The 12,502-nt window shown below is 75.6% G+C and carries 12 protein-coding genes and 1 pseudogene; 6 read left to right on the top strand and 7 right to left on the bottom strand.

The genetic code is table 11. The annotated features are described in order from the left end of the window. Positions 1–44: 44 nt before the first annotated feature. Positions 45–430, top strand: a pseudogene (locus tag FHL80_RS27095) (GlcG/HbpS family heme-binding protein). Between the two features lie 87 nt (positions 431–517). Continuing rightward, entirely contained in the window at positions 518–2,029 is a 1,512-nt protein-coding gene (locus FHL80_RS15290; RefSeq protein WP_138734252.1) for a GAF domain-containing protein, read from the top strand. A 43-nt stretch (positions 2,030–2,072) separates the two neighbouring features. Here FHL80_RS15290 and FHL80_RS15285 read toward each other — a convergent pair whose 3' ends face one another. Genes FHL80_RS15285 through FHL80_RS15265 form a run of 5 tightly spaced genes read right to left on the bottom strand, consistent with a single transcriptional unit; the run spans position 2,073 to position 5,984 of the window. Further along, the gene (locus tag FHL80_RS15285; RefSeq protein WP_138734251.1) at positions 2,073–2,882 is read right to left on the bottom strand and encodes an HAD family hydrolase; all 810 of its coding nucleotides are present in this window, start codon (positions 2,880–2,882) and stop codon (positions 2,073–2,075) included. Further along, positions 2,875–3,807, bottom strand: a complete 933-nt coding sequence (locus tag FHL80_RS15280; protein ID WP_246078702.1) for an HAD family hydrolase — start codon at positions 3,805–3,807, stop codon at positions 2,875–2,877. Before FHL80_RS15280 ends, FHL80_RS15285 begins: the two co-directional genes overlap by 8 nt. Then, positions 3,804–5,102, bottom strand: coding sequence for a serine--tRNA ligase (serS, locus tag FHL80_RS15275; RefSeq protein WP_138734250.1), 1,299 nt, complete (start codon positions 5,100–5,102; stop codon positions 3,804–3,806). The genes FHL80_RS15280 and serS overlap by 4 nt, the downstream gene beginning before the upstream one ends. Positions 5,103–5,151: 49 nt before the next feature. Then, complete coding sequence (locus FHL80_RS15270) at positions 5,152–5,613, bottom strand: MarR family winged helix-turn-helix transcriptional regulator (protein WP_216870757.1); 462 nt, start codon at positions 5,611–5,613, stop codon at positions 5,152–5,154. After that, on the bottom strand, positions 5,610–5,984 hold the full coding sequence (locus FHL80_RS15265; RefSeq protein WP_138734248.1) for a cupin domain-containing protein: 375 nt from the start codon (positions 5,982–5,984) through the stop codon (positions 5,610–5,612). The genes FHL80_RS15270 and FHL80_RS15265 overlap by 4 nt, the downstream gene beginning before the upstream one ends. Positions 5,985–6,127: 143 nt before the next feature. On the opposite strand from FHL80_RS15265, the gene FHL80_RS15260 reads away from it, so the two are divergent. The 3 genes from FHL80_RS15260 (at position 6,128) to FHL80_RS15250 (ending at position 8,301) form a co-directional block, all read left to right on the top strand. Beyond that, positions 6,128–7,558 carry a GuaB1 family IMP dehydrogenase-related protein gene (locus tag FHL80_RS15260; protein ID WP_138734247.1) on the top strand — a complete coding sequence of 477 codons (1,431 nt, stop codon included), beginning with the start codon at positions 6,128–6,130 and terminating at the stop codon, positions 7,556–7,558. After that, entirely contained in the window at positions 7,555–7,902 is a 348-nt protein-coding gene (locus FHL80_RS15255) for a metallopeptidase family protein (protein WP_138734246.1), read from the top strand. Before FHL80_RS15260 ends, FHL80_RS15255 begins: the two co-directional genes overlap by 4 nt. Before the next feature lie 63 nt (positions 7,903–7,965). Then, positions 7,966–8,301 carry a GroES family chaperonin gene (locus FHL80_RS15250; protein ID WP_014738361.1) on the top strand — a complete coding sequence of 112 codons (336 nt, stop codon included), beginning with the start codon at positions 7,966–7,968 and terminating at the stop codon, positions 8,299–8,301. Between the two features lie 28 nt (positions 8,302–8,329). Here the strand turns inward: FHL80_RS15250 and FHL80_RS15245 are convergent, their stop codons facing one another. Both FHL80_RS15245 and pheA read right to left on the bottom strand, forming a co-directional pair. After that, positions 8,330–9,265 (bottom strand): quinone oxidoreductase family protein, encoded by a 936-nt coding sequence (locus FHL80_RS15245; protein ID WP_138734245.1) that lies wholly within the window; start codon positions 9,263–9,265, stop codon positions 8,330–8,332. A gap of 190 nt (positions 9,266–9,455) precedes the next feature. Continuing rightward, positions 9,456–10,415, bottom strand: coding sequence for a prephenate dehydratase (pheA, locus tag FHL80_RS15240; protein ID WP_138734244.1), 960 nt, complete (start codon positions 10,413–10,415; stop codon positions 9,456–9,458). A gap of 125 nt (positions 10,416–10,540) precedes the next feature. On the opposite strand from pheA, the gene FHL80_RS15235 reads away from it, so the two are divergent. Next, positions 10,541–12,292: a GGDEF domain-containing protein gene (locus FHL80_RS15235; RefSeq protein ID WP_138734243.1), complete on the top strand. Its 1,752-nt coding sequence runs from the start codon at positions 10,541–10,543 to the stop codon at positions 12,290–12,292. Positions 12,293–12,502 lie beyond the last annotated feature (210 nt).

Below are 12,502 nucleotides of genomic sequence, written 5' to 3'. Positions count from 1 at the left end.
TTCGGCCGCACGGTCTGCTGCCGCCATGAGCACCTCTGTGAGCCATGCGCAGGCGCGTCGGATCCTGGACGCCGGCATCGCGAGGCCGACGAGATCGGCCAGCCGATGACATCGCGGTCGTCGACGACGGCGGGCACCTGGTGGCCTTCGGCCGGATGGACGGCGCGATCCGGGCCAGCATCGACATCTCCACCGCAAGGCGGTGACATCGGTGCTGATGGACCTGCCCACGTCGGCGCTGACCGACCCGGTCCAGCCCGGCGCCGAGCTCTACGGCCTCGAGCACACCGCGGGCGGCATGGTCGCCTTTGGCGGCGGCGTCCCGCTGCACCGCGACGGCGAGCTCGTCGGCGCGGTGGGGGTCAGCGCCGGCTCGGTGGCGCAGGACGTCGCGGTGGCCTCGGCCGCGGCGGCGGCGCTGGACGGCTGACCGGGCGCGGCCGGTTGCCGGGAGCGGCGCCGCTGGGCCAGGATCCACCCCAGAGGGGCGGCGCCGCCGGCGAGGCGCCGGACGGCGATGGCAGCAGAGCGGGCACGGCACAGGGGCTCACCGGCGCCCGGGGTACCCGGTGACCAGCGGGCGCACGCCCGCGAGCTGGCCGAGGTCTTCGACGCGGTGCTGGGCGACCGCCCGAGCCGGCGGGCTCCGCGCCCGGTCGTCTCGGAGTCCTGGCAGCGCAGCCTCGCTGCGCACGTCGACCCGGACCGCCGGACGCCGCCGGTGGTGTTCGCCGCCGACCGGCTGCCCGACCTGCGGGCGGCGCACCCGCTCAGCGCGTGCCTGCCGGTGCTGCGCAGCACGCTGGGGGGCATCGCCGACGACGCGATGCACGTCATGCTGGTGACCGACGCCGACGGGCACATCCTGTGGCGGGACGGCGCCGCGGCGGTGCTGTCCCACGCCGACAGGGTGGGGCTGGTCCCGGGAGCGCGGTGGAGCGAGAGCGCCATCGGCACCAACGCGATGGGCACGGCGCTGGCGGTGGACGCTCCGGTGCAGATCCACTCCGCGGAGCACCTGGTCCGGACCTACCACGGCTGGACCTGCGTGGCCGCCCCGGTGCACGACCCCGAGACCGGCGCGATCCTCGGCGCGGTCGACGTCAGCGGCCCGCTGCACACCGTGCACCCGGCGCTGCTGCAGCTGGTGTCGGCCACCGCCCGGCTCGCCGAGGCCGAGCTCCGGGTCCGGCTGGCCGTCGCCGACGAGCAGCTGCGGATGCGGCTGCTGCCGCACCTGACCGGGCTCGGCGGCGCGCCCGGGGCGCTGGTCAGCCCCACCGGCCGGGTGCTCGCCGCGCAGCCGTGGGGCTGGTGGCCCGACCGCGTCCCGGTGCCCGCGGTCGACCACCCGGTGCAGGTCAACGGCCGCGAGGTGGTGGTCGAGCCGCTGGACGGCGCCTCCCTGCTGCGCGTGGTCCCGTCGGGTCCGTCGGCACCGCGCGGCCCGCTGCCCCGGCTGGCCCTGCGGCTGCTCGGCAACGGGGTGCCGAACGTGCTGGTCAACGGACGAGCGGTGCCGCTGACGCTGCGGTTGGCCGAGGTGCTCGCCGTCCTCGCGCTGCACCCGGGCGGGCTGACCGGCGAGCGGCTCGCCCACCTTGTCTACGGGGACTCCGGGAACCAGACGACGGTGCGCGGGGAGGTGCGCCGGCTGCGCGCCCTGATCGGCCCGGAGCTGCTGCACACCCGGCCTTACCGGCTGGTGACGACCGTGGTCAGCGATGTCGCACAGGTGCAGGCCGCGCTGCAGGCCGGCCGCGCGGAGGCGGCGCTCGCCGCCTGTCCCGGGCCGTTGCTGCCGGGGTCGGACGCCCCGGCGATCCGGGAGCTGCGGGACGAGCTGGGAGCCGGGCTGCGCCGGGCGGTGCTCGCCACCGGTGACCTGGAGCTGCTGCAGGCCTTCACCGCGCACCCGCTCGGCCGCAACGACCTCGAGGCCCACGACCTGCTCGTGGCCAGCCTCCCGGTACACGACCCCCGCTGGCGTCGGGCCGCCGCCCGGCGCCAGCAGCTCCACGCCGACTGACGACGGCCCCCTCGGGGTCGGCAGGGTCCCGGCGTCCCGGAGGTCAGCCCGGGAGCCCCGCGAGGAAGGCCGCGACGCCGTCGGCGTCGTTCGCGTCGGTGACGTCGGTCGCCGCGGCGAGGACGTCGGGGTGCGCGTGCGCCATGGCCACCGCGCGCCCGCCGCCCTCCCGGACCCAGTCGAACGCGGCGAGGTCGTTGGGCATGTCCCCGAAGTAGACGACGTCGCCGGGGCCCAGGCCGCGGGCCGCGGCCAGCCGGGCGAGTCCGGTGGCCTTGGTGACCCCGCGCGCGGAGATCTCGGCGAGCGCGTCGGCGGAGGAGTTGGTGACCGTGGCGGTGTCGCCGACGACCTCGGCGACCAGCTCGACGAACTCGTCCCGCGGCAGGTGCTCGTGCCGGGCCAGCAGCTTGGCCACCGGCTGCGCCACCAGCTCCGGCAGGGTCGCCTCCGCGACCCCGGGGGCGTCGACGTCCCAGCGCGGCTTGTAGACGGGCTCGTGCCGGAACTGGTCGCCGTACTCGACGGCGAACCAGGTGTCGGGCTGGCGGCGACGGAGCTCGTCGGTGATCGCACGCAGCACGTCGGGGGTCAGCGGGTGCTCCTCGAGCACCGTGAACCCGCCCAGGTCCAGCAGCACCGCGCCGTTGCAGCAGATGGCCGTGCCGCCGCCCAGCCGGTCCCGCACGCCGAGCATCCAGCGCGGGGGCCGCCCGGTCGCGAGCACCAGCGGCACCCCGGCGTCCGCCCAGCGCCGCAGCTCCGCGAGGGTCCCGTCGCTGATCGTCTCGTCGCTGCGCAGCAGCGTCCCGTCGAGGTCGCTCACGATGAGCCGGGGGCGCCAGTCAGACATGCTCGACCCCCAGTGCCAGCACGGCCTCGACGTAGCGGGCCACGCCGTCGGCATCCGAGCCGCTGGTCCGGTCCGTGGCAGCGGCCAGCACCGAGGGGTGGGCGTTGGCCATCGCGACCGCCCGGCCGCCGGCCCGGGTCACCGCCTCGATCATCGGCAGGTCGTTGGGCATGTCGCCGAAGACCAGGACGTCGCCGAGCGCGACACCGTGGTGCTCGAGCGCCACCGCGAGCCCGGTGGCCTTGGTGACCCCCGGCGGCAGCACCTCGATGAAGCCCAGGCCGGCGTGGGTCAGCTCGGCGACCGCCGGGTCGACCACCCGGCGGGCGAGCCCGAGCAGCTCGTCCTCGCCCAGCCTCGAGGAGCGCAGGAAGACCTTGAGCACCGCGCCGACCGGCAGCACCTCGTGCCGCGGCAGCAGGTGCGCGGGCTCGGGGTAGGGCCAGTCGAAACCGTGCTGCACCCGCAGCGGGCGCAACGCCTCGGCCTGCTCGGCAGCGTCCTCCACCGCCACAATCAGCTCGCCGGCGACCTCCTCGATGGCGGCAATGACGGCGGTGGCGTCCTCCCGCGACATGCCGACGGTCCGGAGCACCTGGGTGCGGTCGAGGTCGACGACGTACCCACCCTGGGCCAGGACGGCGATGCCGGTGCCACCCAGCGCGGCGCGGACGCTGTCCAGCAGCCGGGGGCCGCGGCCGGTGACCCCGACGAACGGCACCCCGGCGGCCCGGCAGGCGTCGATCGCCGCCCGGGTGCGGGGGCTCACCTCGCCCTCGGAGGTCAGCAGCGTCCCGTCCAGGTCGCTGGCGACCAGCCGCGGCCGCCAGCCACCCAGCTCGACGGCGAGGTGCGACAGCTCCACCAGCGTCCCCGCACCCGACTCGGGGACGAAGGCCGGCTGCACCGGCTGGCTGCTGGTCACGCGGCGGGCCCGGCGACCGCGGCGAGGGACATGCCCGGGGTGAGCACGGCGTGCCCGCCCAGCCACGGCCGCAGGGCCACCGGGACGTGCACCGACCCGTCGGCCTGCTGGTGCACCTCGAGCAGGCAGGCGATGGTGCGGGCGATCGCGCACAGCGTGCCGTTCAGCGTGGCCGCGGGCTGCGGCTTCCCGTCGGCGTCCCGGGTGCGGATCTGCAGCCGGCGGGCCTGGAAGGTGGTGCAGTCCGAGGTGCTGGTCAGCTCCCGGTAGGTGCCCTGGCTGGGGAACCACGCCTCGATGTCGAACTTGCGGGCGGCGCTGGTGCCCAGGTCACCGGCGGCGATGTCGACCACCCGGTAGGGCAGCTCGAGGGCGGAGAGGAACTCCTCCTCCCACTGGAGCAGCCGGCGGTGCTCGGCGGCGGCCTCCTCGGGCGCGCAGAAGCTGAACATCTCGACCTTGTCGAACCAGTGCACCCGGATGATGCCGCGGGTGTCCTTGCCGTAGGAGCCGGCCTCGCGGCGGAAGCAGGAGGACCAGCCGGCGTACCGCCGGGGCCCGGCGGAGAGGTCGAGCACCTCACGGGCGTGCATGCCGGCCAGCGCGACCTCCGACGTCCCGACGAGGTACAGGTCGTCCCGCTCGATCCGGTACACCTCCTCGTCGTGCTCGCCGAGGAAGCCGGTGCCCTCCATCGCCTCGGGCTTGACCAGCGCCGGGGCCACCACCGGGGTGAACCCGGCGGCGACCGCGCGGGTGATCGCCAGCTGGGCGAGCGCGAACTCCAGCAGCGCGCCGGGGCCGGTGAGGAAGTAGAAGCGCGCACCGGAGACCTTGGCCCCGCGCTCCATGTCGATCGCGCCGAGCGCCTCACCGATCTGCAGGTGGTCCTTGACCTCGAAGTCGTAGGTCGGCACCTCGCCCACGGTGCGCAGGGTCACCGCGTCGTCCTCGCCGCCGGGCGGCACGTCGGGGTGGACGACGTTGGGGATGCGCAGGTGCAGGGCGTGCAGCGCGGCGTCCGCGGTGCGCTCGGCATCCTCGGCCTCCTTCACCGCCGCGGCCAGCGCCTTGGCCTTCTCCAGGACGGCGGGGCGCTCCTCCTTCGACGCGCCGCGGACCGCCTGCGACGCGGCCTTCTGCTCGCCGCGCAGGTCGTCGGCGGACTTGACCGCGGCCCGGCGCTCGGCGTCGGCGGCCAGCAGGGCGTCGACCAGGGACTCGTCGGCACCCCGGGCACGCTGGCTGGCGCGGACGAGCTCGGGGTTCTCGCGGACGAGGCGCAGGTCGATCACACCGGTGATGGTAGGTGCCGGGTGCGCAGCGCCCGGGCACCCACCGGGATCAGCCGACGGCCCGGACCGGCGGGAGCCGCCCCCCGGTCGTGCTGCTCAGCACCGCGGTCAGGTCCGCGCGCAGCCCGGCCAGTCGTTCCTCGCCGAGGACCGCCGCCCAGGTCCGCTCCAGGTCGGCGTACACCTCCTCCACGGCGGTCAGCAGCTGACGGCCGCGGTCGGACAGCTGCACCCGCTTCCCCCGGGCGTCCCCCGGGTCCGCGTCCCGCTCCACGTAACCGACCGCCACCATGGCGTCGACCAGCTTGGAGACCGCCTGCTTGCTCGTGCCGAGGGTGGCCGGCAGGTCGCGCAGCAGGACGGGTGTGTCGCGCAGGGCCAGCAGCACGAAGCCGAACGCGGGCCGGACGTCGGTCCAGCCACGCCGGGGCAGCTCGTCGTGCAGCCCGTCGACGAGCGCCCGGTAGCCCAGGGCGAACAGCCGGGCCAACGGCACCTCCGGCTCGCTCACTGCGCCCACGGCGGGACGAACGGAGCACCGCCGGGAAGCTGCGCCCGGCCGCCGACCGGGAGGCAGCACAGCGCACGCAGCGGCTCGTCGCCGGCGGCGGCGAGCGCGAAGGGGACACCCGGGGGGACGACGATGGCATCCCCGGGGCCGGCGGTCGCCCGCTCGTCACCGATCCGGACGTCCGCGCGCCCGTCGAGCACGACGAAGACCTCCTCCCGGGTCAGCTGGTGCGGCGCCCCCTGCGCACCGGGCGCGATCTCCACCGCCCAGACGCTGCTGTCGGTGGACCCGCGGCTCGGGGTCGCGAGCGAGGTGAACCGGACGCCTCCCACCTCGTGCGTCGGTTGGCTGGGCGCCGGGACGACGGCCATGTCGGACTCCTTGTCAACGTGGTTGACGAACGATGCCCAGTCTGCCCGCTGCGCGGCCAGATCGTCAACTGGCTTGACGAATTGCCAGGACGGTCGTCCCGTGCGACGACCGAGGAGCCGCCGTCGTCGGGGACACTGGCGGCATGCGCTTCCTCGGTGACGCCCGCCCGGCTCACGACCTGACCTACGCCGACGTCTTCATGGTGCCGGCGCACTCGACGGTCGGTTCCCGCCTCGAGGTGGACCTGACCACGCCGGACCGGGTCGGGACGACGATCCCGATCGTGGTCGCCAACATGACGGCGATCTCCGGGCGGCGGATGGCCGAGACGGTGGCCCGCCGCGGCGGGCTGGCCGTGCTGCCGCAGGACATCCCGATCGACGTCGTCGGCGAGGTGGTGTCCTGGCTCAAGGCCCGGCACCCGGTCTACGACACCCCGATCACCCTCGGCCCGACCTCCACCGTCGCCGAGGCGCTGTCCCTGATGGGAAAGCGCGCGCACGGCGTCGTGGTGGTCGTGGAGGACGGGCGGCCGGTCGGCATCGTCACCGACGGCTCCTGCGCGGAGGTCGACCGGTTCACCCAGCTGGCGCAGGTCATGACCGATCCGCTCACCATCCCGGCCGGCACCGACCTGCCCAAGGTCTTCGACGTGCTCTCCGACGAGCGGGTCAAGGCCGCCCCGGTGGTCGACGGCGACCGGCTCGTCGGGCTGGTCACCCGGAAGGGCGCGCTGCGCTCGGCCATCTACGCCCCGGCCCTGGACGCCTCCGGCCGGCTGCTCACCTCCGCGGCCGTCGGCATCAACGGCGACGTCGCCGGCAAGACCGAGGCGCTGCTCGCGCACGGTGTCGACGTGCTCGTCGTCGACACCGCCCACGGCCACCAGGAGAAGGCGGTCGAGGCGGTGCGCGCCGTCCGGTCGGTCGCCGGCCGCACGCCGGTCGTCGCCGGCAACGTGGTCACCGCCGAGGGCACCCGCGACCTGGTCGAGGCCGGCGCGGACGTCGTCAAGGTCGGCGTCGGGCCCGGCGCCATGTGCACCACCCGGATGATGACCGGCGTGGGGCGCCCGCAGTTCTCCGCGGTCGAGGAGTGCGCGGCGGCCGCCCGCGAGCTGGGCAGGCACGTCTGGGCCGACGGCGGGGTGCGGCACCCCCGCGACGTCGCGCTGGCGCTGGCCGCCGGCGCGGCGAACGTGATGGTCGGATCCTGGTTCGCCGGCACCTACGAGAGCGCCGGCGACCTGTACGACGACGGCACCGGACGCCGCTACAAGGAGAGCTTCGGGATGGCCTCGGCCCGCGCGGTCAAGGCCCGCACGTCGGGCGCCTCGGGGTTCGAGCGCGCCCGCGCCGGGTTGTTCGAGGAGGGCATCAGCTCCTCGCGGATGTACCTCGACCCCGCCCGCCCCGGCGTCGAGGACCTGATCGACGGGATCGTGGCCGGCGTCCGCTCGTCGTGCACCTACGCCGGGGCGCGCACCATCGACGAGCTGCACGAGCGCGCGGTGCTGGGGGTGCAGAGCGCGGCCGGCTACGAGGAGGGCCGCCCGCTGCCGACGAGCTGGTGAGGGCGCTCCCGCTGCCGCGGTTCGAGGAGCTGGTCGCCGACGCGCTCGACGAGGTGCCGGCCGGGCTGATGGCCCTGCTGGACAACGTCGTCGTGCTGGTCGAGGACCGCAACCCCGACGAGCCGGACCTGCTCGGGCTCTACGAGGGGTACGCCCTCACCGAGCGCGGCGCCGACTACGGCGGCTCGCTGCCGGACCGGATCATGATCTACCGCGAGGCCATCTGCGACGTCTGCGAGGACGAGGACCAGGTGGCCGAGGAGGTCACGATCACCGTCGTCCACGAGATCGCGCACCACTTCGGCATCGAGGAGGACAAGCTCCACGCCCTCGGCTGGGGGTAGTGGCCCCGACTCCGCTCTCGGCGCCGGAAGTGAGGAGGGAGCGGCCGGGTAGCGTTGTCGGACGTGCCTGGGGACGACGCCGCGGCCGGTGGCCTGCCGATCAAGATGCTGCACGACCGCCTGCTGGTCTCGCTCCGCAAGGAGGACGGCGACCGGCGGTCCAGCGGCGGCATCCTGATCCCGGCGACGGCGCAGGTGGCGAAGCGGCTGGTCTGGGGCGAGGCGCGGGCCGTCGGCGCCAACGTGCGCCAGGTCAAGGTCGGCGACCAGGTGCTCTTCTCCCCCGAGGACCAGCACGAGGTCGAGGTGCACGGCGAGGACCTGATCATCCTGCGCGAGCGCGACGTGCACGCCGTCGCCGCGGAGCGGATCGAGGAGTCCACCGGCCTCTACCTCTGATGGCCCCCTCCAGAGGCTCGCCCCGAGCTCAGGGGAGCAGCGCCAGCTTGCCGCCGGGGTGGCCGCTCTGCAGCAGCTCCAGGGCGGCGACCGCCTCGGTCAGCGGGAACGTGCGTGCCACCGGGACGACGAGCTGACCCTCGCCGGCGAGCTCGATCAACCGGGCGCGCACCGAGTCGCGGTAGGCCAGGCTCGACGGCATCGCGCCACCGATGGCCAGGATCCCGGCGTCCCCCGCCCGGCCCATCGCGGCGATCGTGACGATCCGCTGCCGGTCGGCGACCAGCTCCAGCGACACGTCGACGGCCTCGTCGGTGCCCACGGCGTCCAGCGCCGCGTCGACGCCCTGCGGCGCCAGCGCCCGCACCCGGTCGGCCAGGCCCCCGCCGTAGCGCACCGGCTCACCCCCGAACCGGCGGACGACGTCGGCACGGTCCTCGCCGGCCGTGCCGACCACCCGCGCGCCGAGGAGCCGGGCCTGCTGCAGCCCGCTGACACCGACCGCTCCGGACGCACCGTGCAGCAGCACCGTGTCGCCCTCGCCCACGCCGGTCACGTGCAGCATCTCCGCGGCCGTGGCCCCGGCCAGCAGCAGGTTCGCAGCCTCCTCCGGAGCCAGCGACGCGGGCCGGGCGAACACCGCCGACGCCGGGACGGTGACCTCGGTCGCGTACCCGCCGGAGATGCGGAACGCGAGCACCTCGTCACCGACCTCCCCGCCGCCGGAGGCGATCTCGGTGTCCGGTCCCAGCGCGGTCAGCCGGCCGGCCACCTCGGACCCGATCGGGATCGGCAGCGAGCTGCGGTCACCCGGGCGGGCGACGCGCTTGGCGTCGGCGGGGTTCATCCCGGCCGCGGAGACCGTGATGGTCACCTCACCCGGCCCCGGCGGTGGGACGTCCACGTCCACCAGCTCGAAGACGTCCAGTCCGCCGAAGTCCGTCGCCACCCAGTGCTGGGCCATGCCGGTCTCCTCCGTGTCCGCGTCGGGTGTGCCGGATAGCACCTCATCGCACGGAGGTGGTGCAGCGACACGCCGGTGCACCGGGTGTGTCCGATGTGACGAACTGTTCCACCGCAAGCTGTTGCTTTGTGTCGACAATGGCGCACACTCGGTGACCATGGCGACCAGCTCGGGATGCACGACAGCGGTGTCACACCGCCTGTCCCTCCCGCACCCGGGTCAGCCAGGCCTGCGCACCGGCGAACGCGTCGTCGCCGACCCGCTCGTCCACCGGCTTGCCGGGCTGGCTGTCGGCCCGCGGGTAGGAGCCGAGGAAGCGCACCTCGGCGCAGAGCCGGTGCAGCGCGGCGAGCGCGTCGCCCACGCGCGCGTCGGCCACGTGCCCCTCGCAGTCGATCGAGAACGAGTAGACCCCGAGCCGCTCGCGGGTGGGCCGGGACTCGATCCGGGTGAGGCTGATGCCGCGCACGGCGAACTCGGCGAGCAGGTCCAGCAGCGCACCGGTGCGGTCGGCGATCACCGCGGTGACCGTGGTCTTGTCCGCCCCCGTGGGGGCGGGCAGCGCTCCCGGCTGCTCGACCAGCACGAACCGGGTGACCGCGCCGGGGTGGTCGGCCAGGTCGGCCACCAGCGCGTCCAGCCCGTAGCGCTCGGCGGCGATGGCCGCGCAGACGGCGGCGCCGTGCTCGCCGGCGGCGACCCGGCGGGCGGCGTCGGCCGTCGAGGCGGTGGGGACGACGTCGGCGTCGGGCAGCACCTCGGCGATCCGCGCCCGGCACTGCGCCAGCGCGTGCGGGTGGCTGGCCACCGAGCGCACGTCGGCCGGCGTGGTGCCGGGACGCGCGGCGAGCACGAAGCCCACCGGCAGGAACACCTCGCGGGTGACGACCAGCGGGTCGCCGTCGACCAGGCCGTCCATCGTCGCCGGCACCGAGCCCTCGACGGAGTTCTCCAGCGGCACCAGCGCCGCCCCGACCTCGCCGCTGCGCACCGCGGCGAGCGCGGCACCGACGCTGGGCTGCGGCTCCGCGACCCAGTCGGTGCACCCGGCGGACCGGGTGAGGGAGGCGAGCGCGGCCTCGGCGAAGGTACCCTCGGGCCCCAGATAGGCGAACCTCGTCGGCGCTGCGCTGTGTCCTGCACTGGGCATCCGGTGAGGGTAGTGCGGCCGTTCCGGAGACCGACCCGCGTCGGGCTCCCGGGGCGGGGGGAGCTGCCTCGCCACCGGCCGGACACGTGCGGGATGCGTGACCTGACAGCTGAGTGGAGGGACGCGTGAGGCCCGGCACCGTCGACGGCCAGCTGCTCGAGGACGCCCGCTGGCGGCTGCTGTCCGCCAGCGACCCCTCCGACGCCCGGGTCTTCTCCGCCGAGCTCGCCGACGTCGCCGACGCGCTGGCCGGCTCCGGCGAGCCCTGCTGGGACGCCTGGTCGGCGGCGTTCACCGCGCGCGCCGCACTGCTCGACGGCGACGTCGCCGGCTCGGCCACCGGGGTCGCCACCGCCCGCGCCCTCCTGGAGCGCTGCTCCCCGACGGCCGAGCGGGCCCTGACGCTGGCCTACCTGGCGCACGTGGAGGTCACCGCCGACCGGCTCGACGTCGCCCTGCACCTCGCCGTGGACGCGAGCCTGCTGGCCGACCAGGTGTCCGCCGAGGACCCCAGCCGGCCGCTGCACCAGGCGCACCTCTGGCTGTCGCTGGCGCTGACCCGGCTCGACCTCGAGGAGCTCGCCGTCGCCCAGGCGCTGCGCGGTGTCCGGGTGGCCGGCGCGCTGCCCGACCTCGGCGACCGGTGGCAGCTGCTGCGGCTGTGCGCCCAGCAGCACGCCGAGCTCGCCCAGACCGTGCACCGCCGCGGCGACGCGACCCGTTCCCGCGAGCTCGCCGACGTCGCGGTCCGCTGTGCCACCAGCGCCCGCGAGCTGCCCTGGGAGCCGGCGGACTCCGACAGCGACCTGCTCGACGTCGTCCAGGCCTGGGCGATCGCGCTGCGCGGCGAGCTGGAGGACGCCCTCGGTCCGCTGCGCCGGGTGCGCCGGCACCTGCAGTCCGGCGACGCCGCGCTGTGGCTGGTGGGCTACACGGACCTCGCGCTGTCCCGGCTGCTCAGCTGGCTCTGCGTCCGGGACGCCGACCTCGGGCGGCTGCACGGCGAGGAGGCCGTCGAGCTGCTGGTGACCGCCTCGGGTGCCTTCGCCGCGGCCGGTGACCGGCGGCGGTACCGGCAGTGCCTGCTCGAGCTGGGCCAGGCGACCGCGGCGGTCGGCTCGACCGTCGAGGCGATGCACTGGCTGGACGCCTACCGGGCCGAGACGAGCCGGGCCCAGCTGCACGGCCGGGAGCTGTGGGCGGAGATGTTCGTCCGGCGCAGCCGGCTCCGGGAGGCCGAGCGGCAGACCGCCGTGCTCCGCCGGCACGCGCTCGAGGACCCCCTGACCGGCCTGGGCAACCGGCGCAGCGCCGAGCGCCGGCTGGGCGACCTGCGCACGGACCGGGAGACGGTGTCGCTGGCGGTGGTCGACGTCGACGGCTTCAAGGCGGTCAACGACGAGCACTCGCACCTGCACGGCGACGCGGTCCTGCGCCGGGTCGCCGAGCTGCTCCGCCAGCACTGCCGGACCGGCGACGAGGTGTTCCGCTGGGCCGGCGACGAGTTCCTCGTGGTGCTGCCGAACACGGCCGAGCCGCAGGCGGTGGTCGCCACCGAGCGGCTGCGCAGCGCCGTCGCCGACGCGGACTGGGCCGCCCTGGACGTCGGCCGGGGGGTCACGGTCAGCATCGGCCTGGCCACCTCGACCGGGGCCCGGAGCTGGCGCGAGCTGTTCGACGCCGCCGACCTGCACCTGTTCGCCGCCAAGCGCAGCGGCCGCAACCGGGTCCGGGCCGGCGGCCAGCCGCCGGCCGCACCGGCGGACGGCGGCGCCACCCGACCCGCGGGGTCCGTCGACGAGCTGGTGGCCGAGGTGCTCGGCGGCACGCGCCGGCGTCCCGGCTGGGCGTTCGAGGACAACGAGGTCGCCTCATGAGCCTGCGCCGGGCCCGGAGCGCAGGTGAGCCGGACGGGCTCCGTCGGCGTGCCAGCGCCCCGGTGCGTGACATGGCCGGGACCAGCAGGCAGGCTGCCCTGGTGCCACCGGGACCCCTGCACCAGCAGGTGAGCTCCGCGTTGGCGAACTGGCAGCTGGACACGGCCGAGGCGCTGCTCGCCGAGGTCGACGGCGCCCTGCCACCCACCC

It is taken from the genome of Modestobacter excelsi, from assembly GCF_005930495.1.
Taxonomy (GTDB): Bacteria; Actinomycetota; Actinomycetes; order Mycobacteriales; family Geodermatophilaceae; genus Modestobacter; species Modestobacter excelsi.
The sequence above is the reverse complement of the archived record's forward strand: the minus strand, read 5'-3'. Positions and strand labels throughout refer to the sequence as shown.

What these genes read in the sequence shown, in the direction of transcription:
- FHL80_RS15265 (WP_138734248.1), bottom strand. Translation starts at nt 5,984, where the DNA reads ATGGCCGTCGTCCCGGCGCCCAGCCAACCGACGCACGAGGTGGGAGGC.
- FHL80_RS15260 (WP_138734247.1), top strand. Translation starts at nt 6,128, where the DNA reads ATGCGCTTCCTCGGTGACGCCCGCCCGGCTCACGACCTGACCTACGCC.
- FHL80_RS15285 (WP_138734251.1), bottom strand. Translation starts at nt 2,882, where the DNA reads ATGTCTGACTGGCGCCCCCGGCTCATCGTGAGCGACCTCGACGGGACG.
- FHL80_RS15245 (WP_138734245.1), bottom strand. Translation starts at nt 9,265, where the DNA reads ATGGCCCAGCACTGGGTGGCGACGGACTTCGGCGGACTGGACGTCTTC.
- pheA (WP_138734244.1), bottom strand. Translation starts at nt 10,415, where the DNA reads ATGCCCAGTGCAGGACACAGCGCAGCGCCGACGAGGTTCGCCTATCTG.
- FHL80_RS15290 (WP_138734252.1), top strand. Translation starts at nt 518, where the DNA reads ATGGCAGCAGAGCGGGCACGGCACAGGGGCTCACCGGCGCCCGGGGTA.